The organism is Nonomuraea sp. NPDC003201 (assembly GCF_053590415.1).
Genome location: NZ_JBSFTC010000154.1, coordinates 1 through 25,597 on the forward strand (window position 1 = coordinate 1; position 25,597 = coordinate 25,597).

The following is a 25,597-nucleotide window of genomic DNA, read 5'->3' on the forward strand; positions in this document are numbered from 1 at the left end:
CGGGCGCTGGCCGACGCGTTGCGCGACGTGGCGGGACCGGACGATCTGGCGAGTCTGGGCGCGCTGCCCATCCCGCCCGAGTCCTACATCGGCGACGCCGAGGCGATCTGCGCCGCGGCGCTCGAAGCCTGGAGAAGTGATGAGTGAACGGAGGCTCGCGGACCTGCTGGCCATGTGGCGGATCCGCGCGTTCGAGGAGAAGGTGCGCGACCTGCGGGCTGAAGGGCCGATCGTCGGTTCGGTGCACCTGTGCGTCGGGCAGGAGGCCGTCCCGGTGGGCGCGTGCGACGTGCTGGAGCCGCACGACGCGCTGTTCGCGACCTACCGCGGCCACGGCTGGGCGCTGGCCAGGGGCGTGCCCGCGCAGGCGCTGTTCGCGGAGCTGGCGGGCCGGGCGACGGGCGTGAACGGCGGCCGGGGCGGCTCGGCGTACTTCACCGCGGCCGAGTACGGCTTCCACGGCGAGAACTCGATCGTGGGCGCGGGCGCGCCGATCGCGTGCGGGGCGGCGCTGGCCGGCCGGCACGACGGCTCGAACCGGGTGGCCGTGAGCGTCTTCGGCGACGGCGCGATGAACCAGGGCGCGGTGCACGAGGCGATGAACTTCGCCGCCGCGTTCTCCCTGCCCGTGGTGTTCGTCTGCGAGAACAACCGCTACTCCGAGCTGACCCCGATCGCCGACATGGTGCGCAACCCGCGCCTGGCCGACCGCGCCGCCGCGTACGGGATGCCGGGTCACCGCGTCGACGGCAACGATGTGGAGGCCGTGCGCTTCCACGTGCGCGACGCGCTGGAGGTGGCCCGCGAGGGCGGCGGGCCGACGCTGCTGGAGTGCATGACCGAGCGCCTGGTCGGCCACTACATCGGCGACGCGGAGACCTACCGGCAGCCCGGCGAGCTGGAGCGGATCGGCAGGCGCGAGCCGATCGCCCGGCTGCGCGAGGGCCTGCTCGCCGACGGGGTGCCGGCCGCCGACCTGGACGCCGTGGAGCGCGGGGCGCGGGCCGAGATGGCCTCCGCCGCCGAGCGCGCGCTGGCCGCGCCCCTCGCCGACCCCGCCACCGCAAGGGAGCACCTGTATGCCTGACCTGTCCTACGGCGAGGCCGTGAACGCGGCCCTGCACCGCCTCATGGAGGAGCTGCCGGAGACGCTGGTGTACGGCGAGGACGTCGCCGTGCCCGGCGGCGTGTTCGGCGTGACCAGGGGCCTGCGCAAGCAGTACGGCGACCGCGTGTTCGACACCCCGATCAGCGAGTCGGCGATCCTCGGCAGCGCGGTGGGCGCGGCGATGTTCGGCCGCCGCCCGATCGTCGAGATCATGTGGGCCGACTTCTCGCTGGTGGCGCTGGACCAGATCGTCAACCAGGCGGCCAACGTCCGCTACGTGTCGGGCGGGCGGCTGCGGGCCCCGCTGACCATCCGCACCCAGCAGGGCAACGCGCCCGGCGCGTGCGCGCAGCACTCGCAGTGCCTGGAGGCGCTGTTCCTGCACGTGCCGGGACTGCGGGTGTGCATGCCGAGCACGCCGCAGGACGCCTACGACCTGCTGGTGACGGCCGTGCACGGCGACGACCCGGTGCTGGTGGTCGAGAACCGCACGCTGTACTTCGGCCCGAAGGAGCCGGTCAGGACGGACGGCCCGGTCCAGCCGATGGGCGGGGCGCGCACCCGCCGCGCGGGCTCCGACGTCACGCTCGTCACCTGGGGCGCGATGACGCACCGGGTGCTTGAGGCGGCCGAGGCCCTGGCCGGCGAGGGGGTCGAGGCCGAGGTGCTGGAGACGCCGTGGCTCAACCCGTTCGACACCGGGGCCGTGATCGAGAGCGCGCGCCGCACCCGCAGGCTGGCGGTCGTCCACGAGGCGAACGTCACCGGCGGCTTCGGCGCCGAGGTCGTCGCCCGGGTCGCGGGCGCCGGGGTGGCGCTGGCCGCGCCGCCCATCCGGATCGGCGCGCCCGACGTGCGAATGCCCGCGGCGCCGGTCCTCGCGCAGGCCCTGGTCCCCGACGCCACGCGGATCGCTCACGAAGTCAAACGTTTGACCCAAGCAGGAGCACCATGAAGAAGTCATTCCTCGTCGCCGCCGCCCTGATCGCCGGCGCGACGGCCTGCGGCGGCGGCACCTCGCTGTTCGGCGGCCTGGGCAGCGTGCTGAAGTCCGTGGTGGGGGCGCTGATCCTGGTCACCCTGGACAACGGCTTCAACGTGGTCAACCTGGGCGCCAACTACCAGGGGGTCATCGTGGGAACGGTCGTGGTGGCCGCCGCCATCTACACCGTGGCGGGCAGGCAGAGACAGGTGCGCCGCGTGCGCGAGCCGAAACCGCGACCGACCCTCAGACAGGAGGCGCTGCGATGAGAGGCGTCTGGCACTTCTCCTTCACGGTCTCCGACCTCGACAGGTCCGTGGAGTTCTACCGCGACCTGCTCGGGTTCGCGCTGGTGCACCGGCAGGAGCAGGACAACGACTACACCCGCAGGCTCGTCGGCTACCCCGACGCCGTGCTGCGCGTGGCCCAGCTCGCCGTGCCCGGCCAGCCCCGCGGCGTCTCCACGCACGACCTGGAGCTGGTCGAGTACGTACGGCCGAGGGGCGCCCCGCGCGACCCGGCCCGCCACCTGCCGGGCGCCGCGCACCTGGCGCTCACCGTCGAGGACGCCCCGGCCGAGCACGCCCGGCTGGCGGCGGCCGGGGTGCGCTTCGTCAACCCGCCCGAGGCGATCACCGCGGGGGTGAACCGGGGCGGCTACGCCTGCTACTTCCTCGACCCCGACGACATCACGCTGGAGCTCGTACAACCGCCGGATAACCCCTAATATGTGCACGCTCAAACGATTGATCACGTGAGGAGGCTGGATGACCGTCGTCGACGCCCACCAGCACTTCTGGAACCTGGAGACGGGCTCGTACCCGTGGCTGACGCCCGAGCAGGGGCCGATCCACCGCACGTTCGAGCCGGCGGAGCTCATCCCCCAGCTCGCGGCGGCCGGGGTCGGCCGCACGGTGCTGGTGCAGTCGATGGACTCCTACGCCGACACCGACGCCATGCTCGCGCAGGCCGACGCGCACGACTTCATCGGCGCGGTGGTGGGCTGGGTGCCGCTGCACAGGCCCGGCGAGGCGGCCGAAGCGCTGGAGCGGTACCGGCGGCATCCCAGGTTCGCGGGGGTGCGGCATCTCATCCACGATGAACCCGACCCCGACTGGGTGCTCCAGGACCCGGTGATCGAGGGGCTCGGGCTGCTGGCCGCGGCCGGGCTGCCGTTCGACGTGGTGGCGGTGCTGCCGCGGCACCTGGAGCACGTGCCGGTGCTGGCCGAGCGGGTGCCCGGGCTGCGGATGGTGATCGACCACCTGGCCAAGCCGCCGATCGAGGAGAAGGGCTGGGAGCCGTGGGCGTCCCTGCTCGCCCGCGCGGCCGAGTGCCCGGGCGTGTACGCCAAGGTCTCCGGCCTGAACACCGCGGCCGACGCGGCGACGTGGACGGCCGGGGACCTGCGGCCCTACGTGGAGCACGCGCTGGAGGCGTTCGGCGCCGAGCGGCTGATGTTCGGCGGCGACTGGCCGGTGGCGCTGCTCGCCGGCGACTACGCGAAGGTGTGGCGGGAGACGAACGTCCTTTTGTCGGGGCTCTCGCCCGCCGACCGCGCGGCGGTGCTCGGCGGCACCGCCACCCGCTTCTACGGCCTCCAGGAGGCGCCATGACCCGCCGCCACGTCCCCGGCCTCCTCACCCGGGAGGCCGCCGCGTGATCGACGTGTTCGCGCCCATCTCCGCCGCGGCCGACCTGTCCATCCCGGCCGCGCACCGCCTGCCCGTCGCCGTCGTCGGCGCCGGGGCCATCGTGGACGTGGCCCACCTGCCCGCCTACCGGCAGGCCGGGCTGGAGGTGACCGGCCTGTACGACCTCGACGCCGATCGCGCCGCCGAGGTGGCCCGGCGGCACGGGGTGCCCAGGACGTACGGCTCGCTGGAGGAGCTGCTGGCCGACGAGCGCGTGGCCGTGGTGGACATCGCCGTCGCGCCCGGCGCGCAGCCCGGCATCGCGCGGGCGGCGCTGGCGGCCGGAAAGCACCTGATGTGCCAGAAGCCGTTCGCACCCGACGTGGCGACCGGCCGGGGCATCGTCGACCTGGCCGCGGCCAGCGGCCTGAAGGTCGCGGTCAACCAGCAGCTCCGCTTCGACGAGGGCATCGCCGCCGCCCGGGCCATGGTGCGCGCGGGCTGGATCGGCGAGCCGACGGCGATGACGTTCACCGTGAACATCCTCACCGACTGGAGCGCCTGGGACTGGCTGGTCACCACCGACCGGCTGGAGATCGTCTACCACTCCATCCACTACCTGGACGCGATCCGCTCGATCCTGGGCGACCCCGAGCTGGTCTTCTGCACCGGCAGCCGCACGCCGGGCCAGCTCGCCAAGGGTGAGACGCGCACGATGAGCACGCTGGTGTACCCGGGCGACCTGCGGGCGCTCGTGCACGTCACGCACGAGAACCGCGCCGGCGACCAGGAGGCGTCCTTCCGCGTCGACGGCACGGAAGGCGTGATCAAGGGCACGCTCGGCCTGCTGTACGACTACCCGCACGGCCGCCCCGACACCCTGGCCGTGCACAGCCGGGCGCTGCCGACGGACGGCTGGCTGCCGTACCCGGTGACCGGGCGGTGGCTGCCGGACGCGGTGGCCGGGCCGATGGGCTCGCTGCTGCGGGCCGTCGCGGAGGGCGGCGAGCCGGAGACCTCCGGCGCCGACAACCTCGGCACGCTGCGCCTGCTCGACGCGCTCTACCGCTCGATGGACACCGGCGAGAGCGTGCGCTGCCGCCCGGCGGACAGGGGAGGATCGTCGTCATGAAGCGTTCCCGGGTCACGCTGGCCGACGTCGCCGCCGTCGCCAAGGTCGACCGGGCGGTCGTCTCCCGCGTCGTCAACAAGGACCCCACGCTCAACATCCGGCCCGAGACGCGGGAGCGGGTGCTGGCGGCGGTCGAGGAGCTCGGCTACCGGCCCAACGTGGCCGCGCGGAGCCTGCGCACGTCACGGGCGCACATGTTCGGGCTGTTCATCCCCGACTTCGCCAACCCGGTCTACGCGGAGATCATCAAGGGCGCGGAGGCGGAGGCGGCCTCGCAGGGCTACGTGCTCGTCACCGGCAGCGCGTCGGGCGCGGCGCTGGGCGACTACATGGACCGGATCGGGCAGGGCCGCATCGACGGCCTGCTGCTGGCCGGGACCGGCGACGAGTCGGGGCTCATCGCGCAGCTCGACCGGTCCGCCATCCCGTGGCTCATGCTCAACAACCGCAGCAGGAGCGTCAAGCGCTACGTCATCCTCGACGACGCGCGGGCCGCCGCGCTGGCGGTGGAGCACCTCGTACGCCTGGGCCACCACCGCATCGCCCACCTGGCGGGCCCGTCGCGCGCCGACACGGCCACGCGCAGGTCGGCGGGCTACTCGGCGGCGATGCGCGAGGCCGGGCTGCCGGAGGGGCCGATCGTGGCGGCCGACTACACGCCGGCGGGCGGGGCTGCGGCGATGGCCCGGCTGCTGGCCATCCCCGAGCGGCCGACGGCGGTGTTCGTCGCCAACGTGGCCTCGGCCATCGGGGCGATGGAGGGCGTGCGCGCGGCCGGGCTGGAGATCCCGCGGGACGTCTCGATCGTCGCCGTGCACGATCTGGAGCTGGCCGGCTACCTCAACCCCGCGCTCACGACGGTGCGCATGCCGCTGGGCGAGCTGGGCCGCCGCGGCGTGACCCTGCTGGCCGGCCTGAAGCCGGACGACACGGTGGCGGAGGTGCTGGCCGGGCCGATCGAGCTGATCCAGCGCCGGTCCACGGCTCCCCCGCCCTGAGCCGTCAGGCGTCACGAAGATCCGCTGCGGGCCCGGCCGGGAGGCGGGCGACGCCCTGCGCGTAGGCCCGTAATTTGGGACGACCGATTCCACCCCATTGACAGCCCCGCAAACCGCGTCCTACGTTGTGCGAAACGTTTCGACCCGAGCGGATCGGCAGTGGCATGTCTTCGATACGTGACGTGGCGGAGCGGGCGCGAGTCGCGGTGAGCACCGTGTCCGCCGCGCTCAACGGCACCCGCCCCGTGGCGGCGGACACCCGGCGGCGGATCGAGCAGGCGGCGGCCGAGCTGGGATACCGTCCGAGCCTGCTGGCCCGCGGCCTGCAGAGCAAGCGCACCCGCATCCTGGCCCTGCTGTACCCCACCCCGCGCAGCGGTTTCGGGCTGACCGAGATGCAGTTCGCCACCGGCGCCGCGGAGGCGGCCCGCGAGCTGGGCTACCACCTGCTGCTCTCCCCCGAGCACGCCGAGCCGGTCGAGGAGCTGCGCCACCTCACGGGGCTCGGGCTGGTGGACGGCGTGCTGCTGATGGAGGTCGGGCTGGACGACGAGCGCACGGAGTTCCTCCTGGAGGCGGGCGTGCCGTTCAGCATGATCGGGCGGACCCGCGACCCGGGCGCGATCGACTACGCCGACATCGACTTCGCGGCCACGGCCGCGGCCGCCGTGGCGCACGTGGCCGGGCTCGGGCACCGCAAGCTGGCCTTCTTCAACCTCTCGGCCGACCGGCACGCGGCGCGGTACGGGCCCGCGATCCGGGCCGGGGCGGAGTTCGCCGAGGCCGCCCGCGCGGCCGGGATCGGCTACGTCGACGACTTCCGGCCCGGCTCGGCCGACGAGGGCAGGCAGGCGTTCGAGCGGCTGGTCGCCGCGCATCCCGACACGACGGCGCTGGCGGTGATGGACGACCACGCGGCGGTCGGGGTGATCGCGGCCGTGGCGGCGCGCGGCTGGCGGATCCCCGAGGACCTGACCTTGCTGCTGGTGCTGTCGTCGGCGCGGGTCGCCGAGATGTTCCACCCCAGGCTCACCACGCTGGAGCCGCCGAGCGCCGAGCTGGGCGGCCTCGGCGCCCGCATGCTCATCGACCGGCTGGAGGACGACGGGCCGCCCGCGCAGCGGCTGCTGCCCTGCCGCCTCGTGGTCGGCGACAGCTCCGCCCCACCCCGCGAAGGCGAAAGGACCGGATCGTGACGGGACGACTGGGCACGCACACGCTCACCGCCGGGCGCGGGCTGCTGTTCGGCGGCGACTACAACCCCGAGCAGTGGCCCGAGCACGTGTGGGCCGAGGACGTCGAGCTGATGCGGGCCGCCGGGGTCAACCTCGTCACGGTCGGCGTCTTCAGCTGGGCGCGCATCGAGCCGGAGCCGGGCAAGCGGGACTTCGCCTGGCTGGACCGGGTGCTCGACCTCATGGCCGAGGCCGGGATCGCGGTGGACCTGGCCACCCCCACCGCCTCGCCGCCGCCGTGGCTGGGGCACCGGTGGCCGCAGACCCTGCCGGTCGACGAGGCCGGGCACCGCCTCTGGTACGGCTCGCGCAACCAGTTCTGCCCGTCGTCCCCCGTCTACCGGGAGCGGGCGCTGGCGATCGTGAACGACCTGGCCGACCGGTACGCGGGCCACCCGGCCCTGGCGCTGTGGCACGTGGGCAACGAGTACGGCCAGGTCTGCCACTGCGACGACTCCGCCGAGGCGTTCCGCGCCTGGCTGCGGGAGCGCTACGGCGACCTGGACGCGCTCAACGAGGCGTGGGGCACCACGTTCTGGAGCCAGCGCTACAGCGACTGGGCCGAGATCCTCACCCCGCGCCGCGCCCCGTACATCATCAACCCCTCCCAGCAACTCGACTGGCGGCGCTTCGGCTCCGACGCGCTGCTCGCCCACTTCCGCGCCGAACGCGACCTCCTCCGGGCCAGGACCCCCGATATCCCGGTCACCACCAACTTCATGGGCCTGTTCAAGCCGGTCGACTACTGGTCATGGGCGGACGAGGAGGACATCGTCTCCAACGACCACTACCCCGACCCCTCGGACCCGCTCGCGCCCGCCCGCACGGCCCTCACCCACGACCTCATGCGCGGCCTGGCCAAGGGCAGGCCGTGGCTGCTGATGGAGCAGGCCGCCGGCGCGGTCAACTGGCGCCCGCACAACCCGCCCAAACCGCCCGGCCGGCTCAGGCTGGAGTCGCTGCAGGCGCTCGCCCGCGGCGCGGACGGGCTGTGCTACTTCCAGTGGCGGGCCTCCCGGTTCGGCGCCGAGCGCTTCCACTCCGCGATGCTCCCGCACGCGGGACCGGACACCCGCCTGCACGCCGAGGTCCGCGCGCACGGCCGGGAGCTGCGCGAACTGGCGTCCGTGGCGGGGCAGCCGGTGCCCGCGCGGGTGGCGATGGTGTTCGACTGGGCGAGCTGGTGGGCGCTGGAGGAGCGCGGCCGGCCGAGCGACCGCCTGAACGCGACGGACCAGCTCTTCGGTTACTACCTGCCGTTCTGGGAGCGCGGCGTGACCGTGGACCTGGTGCCCCCGTCGGCCGACCTGCGCGGCTATGCCTTGGTCGTGGTGCCGAACCTGTTCCTGATCCGCGACGAGGACGCCGCGGCTCTGACCGCCTACGTGCGCGGCGGCGGGGTTCTGGTCGTGGGCCCGTTCTCGGGGATCGTGGACGAGCGGGCGCACGTGCGTACCGGACGGTTCCCCGCGCCGCTGCGCGAGGTGCTCGGCGCGTCCGGCGAGGAGTGGCGGCCCGTGGACGGGCCCGTGCGCTGCCGGTGGGCCACCGGGGCGGAGTTCACGGCGCACACCTGGACCGAGCTGGTGGCTGCGGAGGGGGCCGAGACGGTGGCCGAGTTCGCCGGAGGCGGGCCGGCGGTGCTGCGGCATCGGGCCGGGCAGGGGGTCGCGTGGTACGTGGCGACGATGCCCGAGCCGGACGCGCTCGGCGAGCTGGCCGCGCGGGCGCTGGCCGACGCGGGCGTGCGGGAAGTCCTGCCGGACCTGCCGCCCGGGGTCGAGGCGGTACGCCGCGGCGAGGTGCTGTTCCTGCTCAACCACGGCTCGGAGGCGGCGCGCGTGCCGCTCCTCCACCCGGCCACCGACCTGCTGACCGGATCCGCCGTGGACGGCCAGGTCACGCTGGCGCCGCAGGCGGTCGCGGCCCTCGTTCGAGGAGCGGAATGAAGTTCAAGGACGGCTACTGGCGGCTGCGTCCCGGGGTGCGGGCCGACTACGCCACGGCGGCGCACGACGTGACCGCCGACGCCCGCTCGCTGCGGATCCTGGGCCGCCCGGCCTTCCAGCGACGACCTCGAGATCACCCTGTGAGGAGCAGCGTCACTCGCTCCCCGGTCTGAGGGCTGGGGCTTGCCCCGCCAGAACGGAGCGAGCCGGAGTGACCAGACCCAGCCACCACCAATGAGGGAGGTGACCTTGGTGGCTATGTTGGACACACGTCAGCAGATCCACTCCGCCGTGCTTCCTCAGCGACGGACCCTGGAATCCGCGTCAGCAGACAACCCTGGAGCAGGGACGAAACGGGACGCGGAGGTCTTCGGGCAGCGGAGTGCCCAACATGGTCGAGGGGAGACCCGCCACGCATCACCTGGCGCGACGGGCGTCACCCCCGCAAGGGGAGAACCTGGTCGTGAGACCGCACCCCGCGTGTTCGTCCTCCAGCGAGCGGACGGCTACGCCTACACGCTCAAAAATGAAGATCGCCTTTGCGCGCCCTGAAGCCGGCTCGCCGGACGGCGAACCGCCTTTCCTGCCTCGCTATGCGGGTGTCCCTTTCTCTCTGGCTTGAAAGCCCGAGCATCCATAAAAGGAGTTTGAATGACCACCTTCCCCGAGAACTTCCTGTGGGGCACCGCCACCGCCGCCTACCAGGTCGAGGGCGCCTGGAACGAGGACGGCCGCGGCCCGTCGATCTGGGACACCTTCTCCCACACCCCGGGACTGGTGACGGGCGGCGACACCGGTGACGTGGCCTGCGACCACTACCACCGGCTGGAGGAGGACCTGGACATCCTCGCCGGCCTGGGCGTGGGCGCGTACCGGTTCTCGATCTCCTGGCCGCGCGTGCAGCCGGGCGGCCGGGCCAACCAGCCGGGCCTGGACTTCTACTCACGGCTGGTGGACGGGCTGCTCGCCCGCGGCATCGCCCCCGTCGCCACCCTCTACCACTGGGACCTGCCGCAGGAGCTGGAGGACGCGGGCGGCTGGCCGAACCGCGACACCGCCCACCGCTTCGCCGAGTACGCCGACCTCATGGGCCGCACGCTCGGCGACCGCGTCCGCACCTGGATCACCCTGAACGAGCCGTGGTGCTCGGCCTACCTCGGCTACGCCTCCGGCGTGCACGCCCCCGCGAGGACCGAGCCCGCCGCCGCCCTGGCCGCCGTCCACCATCTCAACCTCGGCCACGGCCTGGCCGTGCAGGCGCTGCGCGCGGTCGTCGACCCGGCCGCCCAGATGTCGGTCACGCTCAACCTGCACCACGTGCGCGGCGTGTCCGACCAGGACGCCGACGCCGTACGCCGCGCGGACGCGCTGGCCAACCGGGCCTTCCTCGGTCCCATGCTGGAGGGCGCCTACCCGCGCGACCTCATCGCCGACACCGCCGCCGTGACCGACTGGTCGTTCGTGCGCGACGGCGACGAGGCCACCGCGTGCCAGCCGCTGGACATGCTCGGGGTCAACTACTACAACCCGACGCTGGTCCGCCAGTGGGACGGATCCTCCGAGCGGGCGACCGCCGACGGGCACCAGGACGGGGCCGCGTCGCCGTGGATCGCCTGCGACGACGTCGAGTTCGTCCCCCAGCCTGGCCCGTACACCGAGATGGGCTGGAACATCGACGAGACCGGCCTGACCGAGCTGCTGCTGCGGCTGCACCGCGACTACCCGTCCATGCCCACGATGATCACCGAGAACGGCGCGGCCTTCGCCGACGTCGTCGACCCCGACGGGCGGATCCGGGACGAGCGGCGCGTCGACTACCTGCACCGTCACCTGTCCGCCGTGGCCGAGGCGATCTCGGCGGGGGCCGACGTACGTGGATACTTCGTGTGGTCGCTGATGGACAACTTCGAGTGGGCGCACGGGTACGCCAAGCGGTTCGGGATCGTGCGGGTGGACCCGGACACGCTCGAGCGCACCTGGAAGGACAGCGCCCACTGGTACCGCGACGTGGTCGCCACCGGAAAACTGCCCGCCTAGCTAGGGTTTGCGGGCCACGCCTCCGACGAAGGTGTGGTACGTGATGCCCGGCGTGGCGCGGTCGTCGGGGCCCGGGCGCCACTCGGGCAGCGGCACCAGGCCGGGCTCCAGCAGTTCGAGACCGTCGAAGTAGGCGAGGATCTCCTCGCGGGTGCGCCACCGGCCGGTGCCGAGGTGCTCGTTGAAGATCCGCTCCGCCTCGTACGCCTGCTTCGACACCTCGGGGTGCTCCTCACCCGGGTTGTGGAAGTGCGAGATCACCACGTGGCTGCCCGGGGCGAGCGGCCCGATGAGCGCGGCCGCGACGCCGGCCGGGTCCTCGTCGTCGCCCAGGTGGTGCAGGATCCCGAACATCAGCAGCCCGACCGGCTCGCTGAAGTCGATCAGCGAGCGCGTCTTCGGGTCGTCGAGGATCTTCTCCGGCTCGCGGGCGTCGGCCTCGACGATCGTGGTGCTGGCGTCCACGGCGAGCAGGGCGCGGCCGTGGACGAGCACGATCGGGTCGTGGTCCACGTAGACGACCCGCGACTGCGGCGCCACCGCCTGGGCGATCTCGTGGACGTTGCCCTGCGTCGGCAGGCCGGAGCCGATGTCCAGGAACTGGCGGATGCCCGCCTCGGCCGCCAGGAAGTGGACCGTGCGCCGCAGGAACTCCCGGTTGGCCATGGCCGCCTCGGGCGCGTCGGGCGCGACCTTGAGAGCGGCCGCCGCCACGTGGCGGTCGATCTCGTAATTGTCCTTGCCGCCGAGCATGTAGTCATAGACGCGGGAGACACTGGGCTTGCTGGTGTCGATCCCGCGAGGCGCGCGCTCCTGCTCGCTCTCGGGCACTGTCGGCTCCTTGGTCGGATGGGTGGAGCCATGATCCTAATTGGCAACCCCCGATTTATGCCGATATTTCGTGACGCAACAGGCGAGCGGCTTCGGCCATCGCCCGCATCTTGCCCTTGGCCGACTCGCGCGGCAGATATTTCATCCCGCAGTCGGTCGCGATGACGATCCGATCGGGCGGCACGTGGCCGAACGCCCTGCGCACCCGCCCGGCCACCACCTCGACCGGCTCGACCTCCGGTGTGGACAGGTCGATCACCCCGAGGATGACCGTCTTGTCCTTGAGGTCGGACAGCACGCCGAGGTCCAGCCCCGACTGCGCGGTCTCGATCGACACCTGCCGCACCGGGCATCCGGCCAGCTCGGGCAGGAACGAGTACGCCTCCGGCCGCTCGTGGATGATGGCGGCGTACCCGAAGCAGATGTGCACCGCCGTCGTGCCGGTGACGCCGTCGAGGGCGGCGTTGAGCGCGGCCAGCCCGTAGGCGCGCGCGGCCTCGGGCCTGGCCTGCATGTACGGCTCGTCGATCTGCACGATGTCGGCCCCGGCGGCGAACAGGTCGCGGATCTCGGCGTTGACCGCCGCCGCGTAGTCCATCGCGGCGGCCTCGGCGTCCGGGTAGTGGTCGTTCTGCGCCTGCTGGCTCATGGTGAACGGCCCCGGCACCGTCATCTTGACCGGGCGATCGGTGCGCGCGCGCAGGAACCGCAGGTCGCCCACCTGGACGGGGGCCGGGCGGCGGATCGGGCCGACGATGCGCGGGACGGGGTTCGGGTGGCCGCTGCGGTCGAGTGCCGTGCCCGGGTTGTCAAGGTCGACGCCCTCCAGGGCGGTGGCGAAGTGGTTGGAGTAGCTTTCGCGGCGCATCTCGCCGTCGGTGAGGATGTCGAGCCCGGCGCGTTCCTGGGCCCTGATCGCCAGCTCGGTGGCGTCGTCCTGGGCCTGGGCCAGGTGCTCGGGCGGGATCCGCCACAGCTCCCTGGCCCGTACGCGCGGCGGGAACCGCCCGGCGAGCCTGGCCCGGTCGATCAGCCACTCCGGCTGCGGGTAGCTCCCGACCAGCGACGTCGGCAGGATCACGAGTGCCTCCTTCTCCCGGACCCTCCTACTGTGCGCCTACCAGCGATCGACGTGAAGCACTTCGTCGAGCGGCTGCCGCTTCGCCGGGGCGAACGTCTCGCCGAGGAAGTAGGCGGTCGGGACCAGCACGCCCTGGCGGACGTCGCCGGGGATGCCGAGCAGCTCGGCGATCTCGCTCTCGTACGCCAGGTGCAGCGTCGTCCACGCCGTACCCAGCCCGCGGGCGCGGGCGGCCAGCATGTAGCTCCACGCGGCGGGCAGCAGCGACCCCCACAGCCCGGCCTGGTTCCCCTGGGGCAGCCCGTCGCCCGACACCGTGATGCATCCGATCACCAGCACGGGCACGTCCCCCATGTGCTCGGCCAGGTACAGCGAGCTGTCGCCCACCCGCCGCTGCTGCGCCGCCCGGACCGGGTCGTCCTGGAACAGCGCCCGCGCGGAGGAGCCGGACTCGAAGTACGCCTGGTGCGAGCGCTCGTAGTAGCCGCCGATCGCCTTGCGCAGCTCGGGATCGGTCACGACCATCCAGTGCCACCCCTGCCGGTTGCCGCCGCTGGGCGCCTGGAGCGCGACCTCGAGGCACTCGCGCACGAGCTCCAGGGGAACGGGGCGGGTGAGGTCGAGACGCCTGCGCACGCTGCGCGTGGTGGTGAGCAGCTCGTCCGGGCTCAGTTCGATCGTCATACGGCCATCATGCCCCCGCGATCACGGTTTCCCCGTGGCTCCCAGCGAGAAGGACTAACGCATGTCCCAAACCAGACCCCCCAGTCCGGCCGAGGAGACCAGCGGCGCCGACGAGCCGAGTCTGAAGCAGGTGATGGGCCCCGGCCTGTTGCTGCTGTTCATCGTCGGCGACATTCTCGGCACCGGGATCTACGCGCTGACCGGCGAGATCGCCGGCGAGGTGGGTGGCGCCGCCTGGCTGCCGTTCGCCATCGCCTTCGCCGTCGCGTTGATCACCGCGTGCTCGTACCTGGAGCTGGTGACGAAATACCCGCAGGCCGCGGGAGCCGCGCTGTACGTGCACAGGGCCTTCGGCAAACACCTTCTGACCTTCCTGGTGTGCTTCGCGGTGATGTGCTCCGGCATCACCTCTGCCTCGGCGGCGTCCCGGGCCTTCGCCGCCAACCTCGCCACCGGCTTCGGCCTGGACGTCGGCAACGGCGTCATCCTGCTGATCGCGCTGGCGTTCATGCTCCTGGTCCTGGCCGTCAACCTCCGCGGCGTCGGCGAGAGCGTCAAGATCAACGTCTTGCTCACCGCGGTCGAGCTCTCAGGTCTGCTGATCGTCATCCTGGTCAGCCTGTTCTTCATCCTCGGCGGGAACGCCGACTTCTCCCGCGTCGTCACCTTCGAGACCGCCTCCGACAAGAGCGTGTTCCTGGCGGTCAGCACGGCCACGTCGCTGGCCTTCTTCGCCATGGTCGGGTTCGAGGACTCGGTCAACATGGCGGAGGAGACCAAGAATCCGGCCCGGATCTTCCCTCGCATGATGTTCACCGGGCTCGGGATCACCGGGTTGATCTACGTGCTCGTGTCCATCTGCGCCGTCGCCGTGGTCCCCGTCGGACAGCTCTCCGAGAGCGAGACCCCGCTCGCGACGGTGGTGCAGACCGCGGCCCCCGGCTTTCCGATCTCCGATCTGCTGCCATTCATCTCGATGTTCGCCGTGGCGAACTCCGCGTTGATCAACATGCTGATGGCCAGCCGGCTGCTCTACGGCATGGGCAAGCAGGGCGTGCTGCCGCCCTTCCTGGCCAAGGTGCACCCGGGGCGGCGCACACCGCAGGCGGCGATCGTGTTCACCACCGTGATCGCCCTCGGGCTGATCACGTTCGTCTCGCTGAGTCCCGACAGCCCGGTCGTGTCGTTGCTGGGCGGGACGACCTCGCTGCTCCTGCTGGCGGTCTTCACGCTGGTCAACGTGTCCGTTCTCGTCCTGCGCAGGGAACGGGCCGCGACCGAGCACTTCAGCGCGGGGCGCGTCCTGCCCGTGGTGGGCGCGATCACGTGCCTGTACCTGGTCCTGCCGTGGTCCTCCGGACGTCCCTCCGGCCAGTACGAGATCGCGGGCGTGCTGCTCGCGCTCGGCCTGGTGCTCTGGGTGCTCACCTGGTACGCCCGCAGGAAGGAGAACGCGAACGCCGGCTGACCGGGCCGTCGGGCACGCGCCCGGCGGCTCACCGGATCAGGCCGACTCGCGGATCACCAGCTCCGTGGGCAGTACCACCGGATCAACGTGCTCGGCGCCGTCGATGAGCGCGAGCAGCAGGCGTACGGTCTCCTGCGCCACCTCCGCCAGCGGCTGGCGGATCGTGGTCAGCGGCGGGTGCGTCGAGAGGGCCACCGACGAGTCGTCGAAGCCGCCCACCGCCACGTCGTCCGGCACCCGGCGGCCCGCCGCCCGCAGGGCGGCCAGGGCGCCGGCGGCCATCAGGTCGGAGGCCACGAAGACGGCGTCGAGGTCGGGCGTGCGGGCCAGCAGCTCGGTCATCGCGCGCTCGCCGCTGGCCTGCGTCCAGTCCCCGTGCGCGATCAGCTTCTTCGTCGCCTTGCGGCCCAGCACGTCGGCGAAGCCCTCCAGGCGCTGGATGCCGCCCGGGGTGTCCATCGGGCCGGTGATCATGGCGATGCGCCTGCGGCCCTGGTTCACGAAGTATTCGGTCATCTGGCGGCCGCCCAGGCGCTCGTCGGCGGCGGCGTACGGGATGACGCCCTCGCTGCCGATGACGGCGCCGCAGGAGACCGCGGGCGGACCCGAACGCAGCGCGTCGATGAACGGGTCACCGGCGTGCGTCGACATCAGCAGCACCCCGTCGGCGTGGCCGCCCCGGACGTAGCGGACCACCCGCTCGCGGTCGCCCTCGTCGCCCGCCAGCATCATCACCAGCGACAGGTCCCGCTCGGCCAGCATCCTGATGGCGACCCGGATGGTCGTGCTGTAGTTGGGGTCCTCGAACAGCTTCTCGTGCGGCTCCGACAGCACCATCACGATCGATCCGGTGCGCTGGGTGACGAGGCTGCGGGCGGCCCGGTTGACCACGTAGCCGGTCTCCGAGATGGCCCGCTCGATGGCCACGCGTGCCGCCGGGCTGACGTACTTGTCGCCGTTGAGCAGCCGGGACACCGTGCCGCGGGACACTCCCGCGGCGGCGGCGACGTCGTGGATCGTAGGGCGCTTCATTTCACGGCTCCGGAGGACAGGTCGGTCTTCCAGTATCGCTGCATCGTGAGGAAGAGCGCGATCAAGGGGACGAGCGACAGGAAGGCCCCGGTGAGGATCAGGTTGTAGAGCGAGGGCTGGTTCGCCCCCGACTCCAGCAGCGTGAACAGGCCCACCGTGAGCGGGAACTTGCCGTCGTCGCCGAGCATGATGAACGGCAGCAGGAAGTTGTTCCAGATGGCCACGAACTGGAACAGGAAGATCGTCACCATGCCCGGCACCATCAGCGGCAGGGCCACCCGGTACATCAGCCGCCACTCGGTGGCCCCGTCGATCCGCCCCGCCTCCAGCAGCGAGTCGGGGATGGCCGCCGTGGCGTAGATGCGGGCCAGATAGATGCTGTACGGGTGCAGGATCTGCGGCAGCAGGACCGCCCAGTAGGTGTCGGCCAGCCCGACCTTGGAGAACAGCAGGTACTGCGGGATCGCCAGCACCACGGCCGGCACGAGGATGCCGCCGATGAGCAGGTTGAAGATGAGGTCGCGGCCGGGGAAGCGGAACTTCGCCAGCGCGTACCCCGAGATCGCCGAGACCGCGGTCGACAGCAGCGCGCCGCCGCCCGCGTACAGCATCGTGTTGGCCGCCCACAGCCAGAACACCCCGTCCCGGTAGGCGAACAGCTCGGTCACGTTGTCGGCGAACCCGGTGCCGAAGGCCAGCGTCGAGGTGGTGAACAGCTCGCCCGGCGACTTGGTCGCCGCGATCAGCACCCAGAGCACCGGGAACAGGCAGTAGATCGCGCCGAGCAGGAGCAGCCCGGTCGGGGCCACCCCCCACGGCGTGCGCGCGACCGTCGCGCGGTGTGTCGTGGCCATCAGCCCTCCCCGAAGGCGCGGTTGCGGACCACGCGCAGGAACCCGAACGACATGACGAGCGAGATCGCCGCGATGACGATCGAGGTGGCGGCTGCCGAGTACAGGTCGCCGGTGACGAAGGCGTCGCGGTAGACCTTCATGAGCGGGCTCCACGTGGAGCTGATCGTGTTGGTCAGCGGCCGCAGCGCGGTGGGCTCGGTGAACACCTGGATGGTCGCGATGATCGAGAAGACGGTGGTCAGGATGATCGCCGGGGTGAGGATCGGGATCTTCACCCGCAGGGCGATCTGGAGCTCGGACGCGCCGTCCAGCCGCGCGGCCTCGTACAGGTCGCGCGGGATCGCCCGGAGCGTGGTGTAGAGCACGAGCATGTTGAAGCCGGTCCCGCCCCACACCGCCACGTTCGCCATGGAGAACGTGACGGTGCTCGCGCCGAGGAAGTCGATGTCCAGGACGTCCCTGATGGGGCTGAGCGAGGGCAGGTAGAGGAAGCCCCACAGCAGCGTGGCGGCCACCCCCGGCACCGCGTACGGCAGGAAGATCGCGATCCGCGAGAACCGGGCCAGCCGCACCCGCGCCGAGTCCAGCAGCAGCGCGAACAGCAGGGCCAGCCCCAGCATCACGACCAGCACCAGCGCGCCGTAGCCGAGCACGCGCAGCCAGCCGTGCCACAGCTCGGGGTCGGACAGGGCGGCGGAGAAGTTGTCGAAGCCGACGAAGATCTCCTTCCGCGCGCCCCTGCCCAGCCCGAGCCCGGACACCTTGGTACGGCGCGTCGCCAGCCAGACGGTGTACCCGATGGGGACCGCGAGGAAGAGCGTGAACAGCACGATCGCGGGGGTCAGGAACAGGTACGGCCACGCCCCCCTCCCGGACTTCTTCATGAGGCGATCTGGAATCCGGACTTGCGCATGTCGGCGACGGTCGCGTCCTGCATGCCCTGGACCGCGTCGGAGAACGATGACTTGTTCTGCACGGCCTTGTCGAAGTTGTCCTTGAAGGCGTTGTACGTCACGCCGACGTTCGGGCCGAAGGTGAAGCCGCGGGCGACGGCGGAGACGGCGGCGGCCTGCTGCCAGAAGTCGGGCTGGTTGGAGAAGTAGTCGGGCGCCTGGCCGAGCGACGACTGGGCCTTGGTGGCGGCCGGGTAGATGGCGGCCTCCTTGACCAGCAGGTCCAGGGCGGCGGGGTCGGTGTTCATCCAGGTGGCGAACTGGGCGGCGGCGGCCCTGTTCGGCGTCTTGGCGGACACGGCCGTGGACGAGCCGCCCCAGAAGCCGCTGAAGCTCTCGCCCGCGTTCCACTGCGGCAGCGGCGCGGCGGCCCACTTGCCCTTGGCCTTGGGCGCGTTGCTCGCCAGCACGCCCGGCGCCCAGACCGCCGACGGCCAGGTGAGCAGCCTGCCGTCGTTGAGCGCCTTGTTCCACTCGGGGGTGAAGAACGGCATGTCGTCGATGACGCCCTCCTTGACCAGGCCGCCCCAGTAGTCGGCGACCTTCTTGGTGGGCTCGTCGGCGATGCCGACCTTCCAGGACTCGCCGCTGATCGACCACCACTGGGCCCCGGCCTGCTGGGCCAGGCCCGTGAACGCTCCCGGATCCTTGCTGGAGAACGTGCCGAGGTACACCTTCGGGTCCTTCCTGTGCACGGTGCGCGCGGCGTCGGCGTACTCCTGCCAGGTCTTGGGGGCCGCGATGCCGTACTTGTCGAACAGGTCCTTGCGGTAGAAGAGCATCATCGGGCCGCTGTCCTGCGGGATCCCGTACACGCCCTCCGTGCCGAGCGTGACCAGGCCCCACAGGCCCTCGGCGAACTCGCCCTTGATCGAGGCGGTCTCGGCCTTGATGTCGGCCACCGCGTCGGCGGCGACGAACGAGGGAAGGTGCTGGTACTCGGCCTGCACCAGGTCCGGCGGGTTGCCGGCCTTGGCCGCGGTGAGGAACTTGGCCGCCGCGTCGTCACCGCCCGCCTGCTTGCTGACCGTGACCTGGATGTCCGGGTGCGACTGGTTCCAGACTGCGGCGATCTTGTCCATGTTGGGGGCCCAGGTCCAGTACGTCAGCTTGACCGGTCCCTTGGCGGCGGCCGTGGGGCTCTGCGCCGCCTCGGTGCTTCGGGCGGGTTCGCTGGACCCGCAGCTCGCGAGAGCAGCCGTGAGCACGACGGCCAGGGCGGCTCCGAGGCGGTTGGCGCGCATGCGTACCTCCAGAAAGTTCTGTGAACGTGCACAGAGTGAAACAGCCGCGAAACGCCAGTCAAGGGGTCGTTATGCTCTCGTTAATCAGCCATTATCGGGATAAGTCAGGGCGGCTGTTCCCGGGGAGACCGGGTGGACGCTACTGTGCACGTTCACAGAAGAGCTTCTCTAGGGGGATGGATGTATCCGGAGCGTCCTGCCGGCATCGCCTTTGGCGGCGACTACAACCCGGAGCAGTGGCCACGCGAGATCCTGGAGGAGGACGTGGCCCTGATGCGCGAGGCCGGGGTCAACCTGGTCAGCCTGGGCCTGTTCTCGTGGGCGCTGATGGAGCCCGCGGAGGGGCGCTACGAGTTCGGGTGGCTGGACGAGATCGTCGACCGGCTGCACGAGGCGGGGGTCGCCGTCGACCTGGCCACGCCGACCGCCGCCCCGCCCGCCTGGTTCATCCGGAAAAATCCGGACGTACTGCCGGTGACCAGGGAGGGGACGCGGATCGGGTTCGGCGGCAGGCAGAGCGCCTGCTCCAGCGCCCCGGCCTTCCGCGAGGCGACCGCGCGGCTGGTGCGCGCGCTGGCCGAGCACTATCGCGGGCATCCGGCCGTGGTCATGTGGCACGTGCACAACGAGTACGGGGCGCCGCTCGGCGAGTGCTACTGCGAGCACAGCGTGGCGGCCTGGCGCGGCTGGCTGAAAGCCACCTACCGGGATGTCTCCGCATTGAACGAGGCCTGGGGCGCCACGTTCTGGGGCCAGACGTACACCGACTGGGCGGAGATCGACGCCCCCCGGTTCAACCACACGGTCGTCAACCCGGCCCAGCGCCTCGACTACGCCCGCTTCAGCGACGGCCAGCACCGCGAGCACTACGCGCTCCAGCGCGACATCCTGCACGAGCTCACCCCCGGCATCCCCGTGACCACGAACTTCGCCGGCACCGTGAACTGCAAGTCCACCGACCTGTGGCAGTGGGCCCGCGAGCTGGACGTGGTCGCCAACGACCACTACCTCCGGGCCGAGCGGCCGGACAACCACATCGACCTGGCCATGTCCGCCGACCTGGCCCGCTCGGTGGCGGGCGGCGCGCCGTGGATGCTCATGGAGCACTCGGCGGGGGCGGTCAACTGGCAGCCGCGCAACATCGCCAAGCGCCCCGGCGAGATGCGCCGCAACAGCCTGGCGCACGTGGCCCGCGGCTCGGACAGCGTGCTGTTCTTCCAGTTCAGGGCCTCGCGGTTCGGGGCCGAGAAGTTCCACTCGGGGATGGTGCCGCACGCGGGGACCGGCTCCGAGCAGTGGCGCGAGGTGGTCCGGCTGGGCGCCGACCTGCGCGGGCTGGCCGAGCTGCGGGGCAGCCGGGTGCGGGCCGAGGTGGCGGTCGTCTGGGACTGGGAGTCGTACTGGGCGCTGGAGCTGGACTGGCGGCCGTCGGTGGACCTGACGTTCAGGGAGCGGATGGACGCCTTCTACGAGGCGCTGTGGCGGGAGCACGTCACGGTGGACTTCGTCCACCCTTCCGCCGATATTTCGGGATATCGGGTGGTGGTGGCGCCGAGCTCGTACCTGCTGACCGAGGCGTCCGCCAAGAACCTCCACCGGTACGTGGAGGCGGGCGGCAACCTGCTCGTCTCCTACTTCTCCGGCATCGTCGACGAGCACGACACCATCCATCCGGGCGCCCACCCCGGCGCGCTGCGCGAGCTCCTGGGCCTGTCGATCGAGGAGTTCCACCCGCTGCGCGAGCACGAGACGGTGACGCTGGCGGGCGGCGGCACGGCCCGGATCTGGTCCGAGCGGATCCACCCGGCGGGCGCGGTCGCCGTACGGGACTTCGCCACCGGACCCGACGCGGGACACCCCGCCGTCACCCGCCACGACCTGGGCGCCGGCTCCGCCTGGTACCTCGCCACCGCACCCGTCACCGGCTTGCGCGAGCTCCTCGGCCAGGTGCTCGACCACGCGGACGTGTCCCGGCCGCGCGGCCTCCCCGACACCCTCGAACTCGTCCGCCGGGGCCGCCACGTCTTCCTGATCAACCACGGCGACGAGCCCGTGACGGTCGAGGGGGTGACCGGGACCAGCGTGTTCGACGGCGTACGGCACGAAGGATCGGTCACCGTCGCGCCCGGCGCGGTCACGGTCGTCGCCACCACCCCCTAGGGAGACCTCGATGAAACGCATCCTGACCACGCTCCTGTTAGTGCTCGCGTCCCTGACCGTCGCGCACCCGGCCCAGGCGGGGGTGCTGCGGATCAGGGGCGCGGACGTCTCCAGCCTCGCCAAGTCGGAGGCGTACGGCGGCGTCTACCGCGACGCCCGCGGCCGCGAGGGCGACGCGCTGCGCATCCTGTCGGACGCCGGGCTCAACTACATCCGGCTCAAGGTCTGGGTGAACCCGGCCGACGGCTACAACACCAAGGCGCGGATCCTCCCGGTCGCCAAGCGGGCCAAGGCGCAGGGCATGAAGCTGCTGGTGGACTTCCACTACTCCGACACCTGGGCGGACCCGGGCAAGCAGTTCAAGCCCGCCGCGTGGGAGTCGCTCACGCTCGACCAGCTCGCGCGGGCCGTGTACGACCACACCTACGACGTGCTCGCCGCCCTGCGCCGCCAGGGCACCACGGCGGACATGGTGCAGGTGGGCAACGAGATCAACGGCGGCCTGCTCTGGCCGGACGGCTCCAACGCCGACTGGCCGGGCACCGCCCGCCTGCTGAACGCCGGGTACGACGCGGTCAAGCGGGTCTCGCGCGCGACCAAGGTCGTGCTGCACCTGGCGAACGGGGGCGACAACGGGCTGTACCGGTGGTGGTTCGACAACGCCGCCGCCCACGGCATCCGGTACGACGTGATCGGGCTGTCGTACTACCCGTACTGGCACGGGAGCCTGGAGACGTTCCAGGCCAACATCAACGACGTGGCCACCCGTTACGGGCGGCCGGTGGTCGTGGTGGAGACGGCCTACCCGTTCACGGCGGAGGACGACGACGGCTGGCCGAACATCATCGTCTCCGCGGAGCCGTACCCCGGCTACCCGGCGACCCCGCAGGGCCAGGCCGCGATGCTGGCCAGGGTCGCCGACATCGTCCGGCAGGTCCCGGACGGGCTGGGCCTCGGCCTGTTCACCTGGGAGGCGACCTGGACCGGCGTCAAGGGCAACGGCTGGGACCCGGCGGATCCGGCGTCGGGCAACGGCTGGGAGAACCAGGCCCTGTTCGACTACGCCGACCGCGCCCTGCCCGCCATGCGCGTCCTCGGCCACGCCTGACCGTCCATCCCGGCCCCTCACGGCGCCCGGTCCCGTCCCGGGCGCCGTCAGCGTGCGCGTCACCTCGGACGCCCCGGGGGTTTGACAGGATTCCATGACCGGCATTTACCGAAATTGCGGAAATCTGGCTTACCGCGACACTATGATCGCTTTACGCCACCTCCGCACCACGGTGCGTACCCGAAGGAGCCCCATGGTCGACCGCCGGCCTGAGCGCGCGCCGCGCGGAATCGACACCTCCAGGCCCAACGTCTCCCGTGTCTACGACTTCATGCTCGGCGGCAAGGACAACTACGAGGCCGACCGCGAGATGGCGCTGCGGGCGCTGGAGATCGTCCCGGACGCGGCGGAGGCGGCGCGGGCGAACCGGGAGTTCCTCGGGCGGGTGGTCAGGTTCCTGGCGGCACGGGCCGGGCTGCGCCAGTTCCTGGACCTCGGCTCCGGGCTGCCCACGCGGGACAACGTCCACCAGATCGCCCAGTCGGCCGCTCCTGGCAGCCGGGTCGTCTACGTCGACCACGACCCGATCGTGCTCGTCCACGCCCGCGCGCTGCTGGCCGTGAACGACGACACCACGGTCGTCGAGGCCGATGTCAGGGACCCGGACGCGGTCCTCGACGACCCGGAGACCAGACGTCTCATCGACTTCGGCGAGCCGGTGGGGCTGCTGATGTTCGGCATCCTGCACCACCTGGCCGACCACGAGGACCCGGCCGGGATCGCCGCCCGCCTGATGGCCCGCCTCCCGGCCGGCAGCCACCTGGCCGTCTCCCACTTCTACGACCCGGGCACGGAGCACCCCGAGGCGTCCGCCCAGGCGTACGCCGCCGAGAAGCTGTTCAACGAGACCCTGGGCACCGGCCGGTGGCGCACCCGCGAGGAGATCCTCGCCTGCTTCGACGGCCTGGAGCTGCTGGAGCCCGGGCTCGTGCCGCTGCCGGAATGGCATTCGGTCTCCGCCGACCTCGCCCGGCCCGGCCTGTCCCGTCACACCCTGGCCGGCGCCGTCGCGCGCAAGCCCCGATGAGGGTCACAGCGAGGGGTCACAGCGCGCCCGCGTACACCCAGCGGCCCTCGAAACGGACGAACCTGCTGTTCTCCTCCATCTCCCCCGGATTGCCGCGTTCGACGTAGTGGGCCCGGAAGCGCACCGTGCCCTCGGTGTGGACGACGCTGCCGCCGGTCGTCTCCAGCACCTCCAGCCGCACCCAGCGCGTCTTCCTGTCCAGGTCGAGCCGGGCCGGGCGGGCGGACGGATGCCAGGTGCGCAGCAGGTAGGCGGCGTCGCCCACGCCGAACGCGCTGTATCTGGACCGCATGAGCTGCTCGGCGGTGGCGGCCGCCGCCTCGCCCCGGTGGAGCCTGCCGCAGCAGTCCTGGTAGGAGGCGGGCAGGCCGCACGGGCATGTACGAGGCATGACCCCTATTGTGCCGGGACCGGCAGCCGGGTCGTGAGCTCGGTCAGCGTGGGGCCGAGCGGGGCGTCCAGGGTGAGCGAGGCGTCGGCGTCGCCGCCGGTCTCCCCCTGGTTGACGATGGCGATGGGGATGCCGAGCGAGGCGGCCTTGGTGACGAACCGCAGCCCCGACCTGACCGTCAACGACGACCCCAGCACCAGCAGCAGGCTCGCGCCCGCCACCAGGGAGAAGCACTCGTCCACGCGGGGCCGGGGGACGTTCTCGCCGAAGAACACCACGTCGGGCTTGAGCACCCCGCCGCACGTCACGCAGTCGACCACCTGGAAGCCGGTGACCTGCGCGTCGGTGAGCACGGCGTCGCCGTCGGGGTTGATCCGGGCGGCGGCGGCCTCCCAGGCGGGGTTGGCGGCCCGCAGCCGCCGCTCCAGCTCGGCGCGGGGCGTGCGCTCGCGGCACGACAGGCACACCACCCGGTCGAGGCCGCCGTGCAGCTCGATCACCCGCCGCGCCCCGGCGGCCTGGTGCAGGCCGTCGACGTTCTGGGTGACGATGCCGGCGAGCAGCCCGCGCCGCTCCAGCTCGGCCACCGCCTGATGGCCGGCGTTGGGCCGGGCCTGGCCGATCTCCCGCCAGCCGACGTGGCTGCGCGCCCAGTATCGCTGCCGCGCCTGCGCGCTGCCGACGAAGCGCTGGTACGTCATCGGCTCCGCGCGCCGGGCCCGGCCGGTCGGCCCCCGGTAGTCGGGGATGCCGGACTCGGTCGACAGGCCCGCTCCGCTGAGCACCGCCACGCCTCCGCCCGCGACCAGCTCGGCCAGTCGTGTCACTGTCACATCCTCCATGGTGCCCGATCTCCGCGCCCGCCCGTCCCCCGGCCCTGGTACCGGGCGGGCGCGGAGATCGGGCGCGCTCAGTCGCCCGTGCGTTCCTCGGCCTCGGCGATCCGCTCGGCGCTCCACAGCCGCCGCATCTCCGGGCAGCTCTCCAGCAGCTCGCCGAGCCGCCCGCGCCCCGCGACCCGGCCGCGGTCGAGCACCACGATCTGGTCGGCGCGTTCGAGCGCGGCCTGCCGGTGGGAGACGACCAGCAGGGTGCCGTGGCCGGCGATCCGCTCCCACAGGAGCCGCTCGGTCTCGACGTCGAGCGCGGACGACAGGTCGTCCACGACCAGCAGGTCCGGGTCGCGGACGAGGGCGCGGGCCGCGGTGGCCCGCTGCACCTGCCCGCCGGACAGCCGCACCCCGCGCGGCCCCACCACCGTGTCGAGGCCGTCGGGCATCGCGGCCAGGTCCGGCTCGAACGCGGCCAGCTCCAGCGCCCGCCCGATCTCGGCGTCGGTCGCGGGCCGGCCGAGGAGCAGGTTCTCGCGCAGGGTCTCGGAGAACAGCCTCGGCACCTGGCTCGCGTACGCCGCCCGGCCGGGGACGAGGAACGTGCCCGGGTCGCTGACGGGCACGCCGTTCCACGAGATCGTGCCCTCGTCCAGCGGCAGGAGGCCGAGCAGGGCGCGTACCAGGGTGGTCTTGCCCGAGCCGACCGCGCCCGTCACGACCGTGAACGAGCCGCGCTCGACGCGCAGGTCGATCCCCCGTACCCCGCCCGCGCTCAGCCCGCGAACCTCCAGCACCCGGAGCGGGCCCGGGTGCGGTGGCACGGCCGCGACGGCCGGCGGGTCGCGGCGCAGCCAGA

General features: G+C 72.1%; 25 protein-coding genes. 15 read left to right on the forward strand and 10 right to left on the reverse strand.

Annotation, left to right across the window (positions count from 1 at the left end; all coding sequences use genetic code 11):
* The first annotated feature begins 139 nt into the window (after window positions 1–139).
* From ACWDX9_RS37600 to ACWDX9_RS37650, 11 genes are all read left to right on the forward strand, one after another.
* The gene (locus ACWDX9_RS37600; protein WP_449962790.1) at window positions 140–1,087 is read left to right on the forward strand and encodes a thiamine pyrophosphate-dependent dehydrogenase E1 component subunit alpha; all 948 of its coding nucleotides are present in this window, start codon (window positions 140–142) and stop codon (window positions 1,085–1,087) included.
* Entirely contained in the window at window positions 1,080–2,063 is a 984-nt protein-coding gene (locus tag ACWDX9_RS37605; protein WP_449962793.1) for an alpha-ketoacid dehydrogenase subunit beta, read from the forward strand. The genes ACWDX9_RS37600 and ACWDX9_RS37605 overlap by 8 nt, the downstream gene beginning before the upstream one ends.
* Complete coding sequence (locus ACWDX9_RS37610; RefSeq protein WP_449962796.1) at window positions 2,060–2,359, forward strand: hypothetical protein; 300 nt, start codon at window positions 2,060–2,062, stop codon at window positions 2,357–2,359. The genes ACWDX9_RS37605 and ACWDX9_RS37610 overlap by 4 nt, the downstream gene beginning before the upstream one ends.
* On the forward strand, window positions 2,356–2,817 hold the full coding sequence (locus ACWDX9_RS37615) for a VOC family protein (RefSeq protein ID WP_355200738.1): 462 nt from the start codon (window positions 2,356–2,358) through the stop codon (window positions 2,815–2,817). Before ACWDX9_RS37610 ends, ACWDX9_RS37615 begins: the two co-directional genes overlap by 4 nt.
* A 40-nt stretch (window positions 2,818–2,857) precedes the next feature.
* Window positions 2,858–3,706, forward strand: coding sequence for an amidohydrolase family protein (locus tag ACWDX9_RS37620; RefSeq protein WP_449962798.1), 849 nt, complete (start codon window positions 2,858–2,860; stop codon window positions 3,704–3,706).
* Window positions 3,707–3,749: 43 nt separating this feature from the next.
* Complete coding sequence (locus ACWDX9_RS37625) at window positions 3,750–4,856, forward strand: Gfo/Idh/MocA family protein (RefSeq protein ID WP_449962801.1); 1,107 nt, start codon at window positions 3,750–3,752, stop codon at window positions 4,854–4,856.
* Window positions 4,853–5,854 carry a LacI family DNA-binding transcriptional regulator gene (locus ACWDX9_RS37630; protein ID WP_449962804.1) on the forward strand — a complete coding sequence of 334 codons (1,002 nt, stop codon included), beginning with the start codon at window positions 4,853–4,855 and terminating at the stop codon, window positions 5,852–5,854. Before ACWDX9_RS37625 ends, ACWDX9_RS37630 begins: the two co-directional genes overlap by 4 nt.
* Before the next feature lie 164 nt (window positions 5,855–6,018).
* The gene (locus ACWDX9_RS37635; protein WP_449962806.1) at window positions 6,019–7,050 is read left to right on the forward strand and encodes a LacI family DNA-binding transcriptional regulator; all 1,032 of its coding nucleotides are present in this window, start codon (window positions 6,019–6,021) and stop codon (window positions 7,048–7,050) included.
* On the forward strand, window positions 7,047–9,038 hold the full coding sequence (locus ACWDX9_RS37640) for a beta-galactosidase (RefSeq protein ID WP_449962809.1): 1,992 nt from the start codon (window positions 7,047–7,049) through the stop codon (window positions 9,036–9,038). Before ACWDX9_RS37635 ends, ACWDX9_RS37640 begins: the two co-directional genes overlap by 4 nt.
* Entirely contained in the window at window positions 9,035–9,211 is a 177-nt protein-coding gene (locus ACWDX9_RS37645) for a hypothetical protein (RefSeq protein WP_449962811.1), read from the forward strand. The genes ACWDX9_RS37640 and ACWDX9_RS37645 overlap by 4 nt, the downstream gene beginning before the upstream one ends.
* A gap of 478 nt (window positions 9,212–9,689) precedes the next feature.
* A complete protein-coding gene (locus ACWDX9_RS37650) occupies window positions 9,690–11,075 on the forward strand; it encodes a GH1 family beta-glucosidase (RefSeq protein ID WP_449962813.1) in 1,386 nt (461 codons plus the stop codon).
* Here the strand turns inward: ACWDX9_RS37650 and ACWDX9_RS37655 are convergent, their stop codons facing one another.
* The 3 genes from ACWDX9_RS37655 to ACWDX9_RS37665 are packed head-to-tail and all read right to left on the reverse strand — an operon-like array spanning window position 11,076 to window position 13,671.
* Complete coding sequence (locus ACWDX9_RS37655; RefSeq protein ID WP_449962816.1) at window positions 11,076–11,906, reverse strand: SAM-dependent methyltransferase; 831 nt, start codon at window positions 11,904–11,906, stop codon at window positions 11,076–11,078.
* A gap of 55 nt (window positions 11,907–11,961) precedes the next feature.
* Window positions 11,962–12,987, reverse strand: coding sequence for a hypothetical protein (locus tag ACWDX9_RS37660; protein ID WP_449962819.1), 1,026 nt, complete (start codon window positions 12,985–12,987; stop codon window positions 11,962–11,964).
* A 36-nt stretch (window positions 12,988–13,023) separates the two neighbouring features.
* On the reverse strand, window positions 13,024–13,671 hold the full coding sequence (locus tag ACWDX9_RS37665) for a nitroreductase family protein (RefSeq protein WP_449962822.1): 648 nt from the start codon (window positions 13,669–13,671) through the stop codon (window positions 13,024–13,026).
* Window positions 13,672–13,732: 61 nt separating this feature from the next.
* Between ACWDX9_RS37665 and ACWDX9_RS37670 the strand changes: the two genes are divergently transcribed.
* The gene (locus ACWDX9_RS37670) at window positions 13,733–15,139 is read left to right on the forward strand and encodes an APC family permease (protein WP_364260069.1); all 1,407 of its coding nucleotides are present in this window, start codon (window positions 13,733–13,735) and stop codon (window positions 15,137–15,139) included.
* A gap of 36 nt (window positions 15,140–15,175) precedes the next feature.
* Here the strand turns inward: ACWDX9_RS37670 and ACWDX9_RS37675 are convergent, their stop codons facing one another.
* From ACWDX9_RS37675 to ACWDX9_RS37690, 4 genes are read right to left on the reverse strand one after another with little or no spacing between them, the layout of a single operon-like run.
* Window positions 15,176–16,171, reverse strand: coding sequence for a LacI family DNA-binding transcriptional regulator (locus tag ACWDX9_RS37675; RefSeq protein ID WP_449962825.1), 996 nt, complete (start codon window positions 16,169–16,171; stop codon window positions 15,176–15,178).
* Window positions 16,168–17,025: a carbohydrate ABC transporter permease gene (locus ACWDX9_RS37680; RefSeq protein ID WP_449962828.1), complete on the reverse strand. Its 858-nt coding sequence runs from the start codon at window positions 17,023–17,025 to the stop codon at window positions 16,168–16,170. The genes ACWDX9_RS37675 and ACWDX9_RS37680 overlap by 4 nt, the downstream gene beginning before the upstream one ends.
* The gene (locus ACWDX9_RS37685) at window positions 17,025–17,909 is read right to left on the reverse strand and encodes a carbohydrate ABC transporter permease (protein WP_350735197.1); all 885 of its coding nucleotides are present in this window, start codon (window positions 17,907–17,909) and stop codon (window positions 17,025–17,027) included. Before ACWDX9_RS37685 ends, ACWDX9_RS37680 begins: the two co-directional genes overlap by 1 nt.
* Window positions 17,906–19,222, reverse strand: a complete 1,317-nt coding sequence (locus ACWDX9_RS37690; RefSeq protein ID WP_449962831.1) for an ABC transporter substrate-binding protein — start codon at window positions 19,220–19,222, stop codon at window positions 17,906–17,908. Before ACWDX9_RS37690 ends, ACWDX9_RS37685 begins: the two co-directional genes overlap by 4 nt.
* 180 nt (window positions 19,223–19,402) lie before the next feature.
* On the opposite strand from ACWDX9_RS37690, the gene ACWDX9_RS37695 reads away from it, so the two are divergent.
* The 3 genes from ACWDX9_RS37695 to ACWDX9_RS37705 all read left to right on the forward strand — a co-directional run bounded on the left by ACWDX9_RS37695 (window position 19,403) and on the right by ACWDX9_RS37705 (window position 23,517).
* Complete coding sequence (locus tag ACWDX9_RS37695) at window positions 19,403–21,382, forward strand: beta-galactosidase (protein ID WP_449962833.1); 1,980 nt, start codon at window positions 19,403–19,405, stop codon at window positions 21,380–21,382.
* A gap of 10 nt (window positions 21,383–21,392) precedes the next feature.
* Window positions 21,393–22,490, forward strand: coding sequence for a glycoside hydrolase family 53 protein (locus ACWDX9_RS37700; RefSeq protein WP_449962836.1), 1,098 nt, complete (start codon window positions 21,393–21,395; stop codon window positions 22,488–22,490).
* Between the two features lie 193 nt (window positions 22,491–22,683).
* On the forward strand, window positions 22,684–23,517 hold the full coding sequence (locus tag ACWDX9_RS37705; RefSeq protein ID WP_449962839.1) for an SAM-dependent methyltransferase: 834 nt from the start codon (window positions 22,684–22,686) through the stop codon (window positions 23,515–23,517).
* Between the two features lie 16 nt (window positions 23,518–23,533).
* Here ACWDX9_RS37705 and ACWDX9_RS37710 read toward each other — a convergent pair whose 3' ends face one another.
* From ACWDX9_RS37710 to ACWDX9_RS37720, 3 genes are all read right to left on the reverse strand, one after another.
* Window positions 23,534–23,908, reverse strand: a complete 375-nt coding sequence (locus tag ACWDX9_RS37710) for a YchJ family protein (RefSeq protein WP_350735188.1) — start codon at window positions 23,906–23,908, stop codon at window positions 23,534–23,536.
* A gap of 5 nt (window positions 23,909–23,913) precedes the next feature.
* Window positions 23,914–24,750, reverse strand: a complete 837-nt coding sequence (locus ACWDX9_RS37715; protein ID WP_449962842.1) for an NAD-dependent protein deacetylase — start codon at window positions 24,748–24,750, stop codon at window positions 23,914–23,916.
* A 68-nt stretch (window positions 24,751–24,818) separates the two neighbouring features.
* On the reverse strand, window positions 24,819–25,597 hold a 779-nt coding region (locus ACWDX9_RS37720), incomplete at its 5' end, for an ATP-binding cassette domain-containing protein (protein ID WP_449962845.1).

Excerpts from the sequence above, each read along its gene's own strand:
- ACWDX9_RS37690 (WP_449962831.1), bottom strand. The coding sequence starts at position 19,222 with ATGCGCGCCAACCGCCTCGGAGCCGCCCTGGCCGTCGTGCTCACGGCT.
- ACWDX9_RS37675 (WP_449962825.1), bottom strand. The coding sequence starts at position 16,171 with ATGAAGCGCCCTACGATCCACGACGTCGCCGCCGCCGCGGGAGTGTCC.
- ACWDX9_RS37715 (WP_449962842.1), bottom strand. The coding sequence starts at position 24,750 with ATGGAGGATGTGACAGTGACACGACTGGCCGAGCTGGTCGCGGGCGGA.
- ACWDX9_RS37700 (WP_449962836.1), top strand. The coding sequence starts at position 21,393 with ATGAAACGCATCCTGACCACGCTCCTGTTAGTGCTCGCGTCCCTGACC.
- ACWDX9_RS37630 (WP_449962804.1), top strand. The coding sequence starts at position 4,853 with ATGAAGCGTTCCCGGGTCACGCTGGCCGACGTCGCCGCCGTCGCCAAG.
- ACWDX9_RS37705 (WP_449962839.1), top strand. The coding sequence starts at position 22,684 with ATGGTCGACCGCCGGCCTGAGCGCGCGCCGCGCGGAATCGACACCTCC.
- ACWDX9_RS37615 (WP_355200738.1), top strand. The coding sequence starts at position 2,356 with ATGAGAGGCGTCTGGCACTTCTCCTTCACGGTCTCCGACCTCGACAGG.
- ACWDX9_RS37650 (WP_449962813.1), top strand. The coding sequence starts at position 9,690 with ATGACCACCTTCCCCGAGAACTTCCTGTGGGGCACCGCCACCGCCGCC.
- ACWDX9_RS37620 (WP_449962798.1), top strand. The coding sequence starts at position 2,858 with ATGACCGTCGTCGACGCCCACCAGCACTTCTGGAACCTGGAGACGGGC.
- ACWDX9_RS37645 (WP_449962811.1), top strand. The coding sequence starts at position 9,035 with ATGAAGTTCAAGGACGGCTACTGGCGGCTGCGTCCCGGGGTGCGGGCC.
- ACWDX9_RS37680 (WP_449962828.1), bottom strand. The coding sequence starts at position 17,025 with ATGGCCACGACACACCGCGCGACGGTCGCGCGCACGCCGTGGGGGGTG.
- ACWDX9_RS37710 (WP_350735188.1), bottom strand. The coding sequence starts at position 23,908 with ATGCCTCGTACATGCCCGTGCGGCCTGCCCGCCTCCTACCAGGACTGC.
- ACWDX9_RS37695 (WP_449962833.1), top strand. The coding sequence starts at position 19,403 with ATGTATCCGGAGCGTCCTGCCGGCATCGCCTTTGGCGGCGACTACAAC.
- ACWDX9_RS37685 (WP_350735197.1), bottom strand. The coding sequence starts at position 17,909 with ATGAAGAAGTCCGGGAGGGGGGCGTGGCCGTACCTGTTCCTGACCCCC.
- ACWDX9_RS37600 (WP_449962790.1), top strand. The coding sequence starts at position 140 with ATGAGTGAACGGAGGCTCGCGGACCTGCTGGCCATGTGGCGGATCCGC.
- ACWDX9_RS37665 (WP_449962822.1), bottom strand. The coding sequence starts at position 13,671 with ATGACGATCGAACTGAGCCCGGACGAGCTGCTCACCACCACGCGCAGC.
- ACWDX9_RS37670 (WP_364260069.1), top strand. The coding sequence starts at position 13,733 with ATGTCCCAAACCAGACCCCCCAGTCCGGCCGAGGAGACCAGCGGCGCC.
- ACWDX9_RS37635 (WP_449962806.1), top strand. The coding sequence starts at position 6,019 with ATGTCTTCGATACGTGACGTGGCGGAGCGGGCGCGAGTCGCGGTGAGC.
- ACWDX9_RS37605 (WP_449962793.1), top strand. The coding sequence starts at position 1,080 with ATGCCTGACCTGTCCTACGGCGAGGCCGTGAACGCGGCCCTGCACCGC.
- ACWDX9_RS37610 (WP_449962796.1), top strand. The coding sequence starts at position 2,060 with ATGAAGAAGTCATTCCTCGTCGCCGCCGCCCTGATCGCCGGCGCGACG.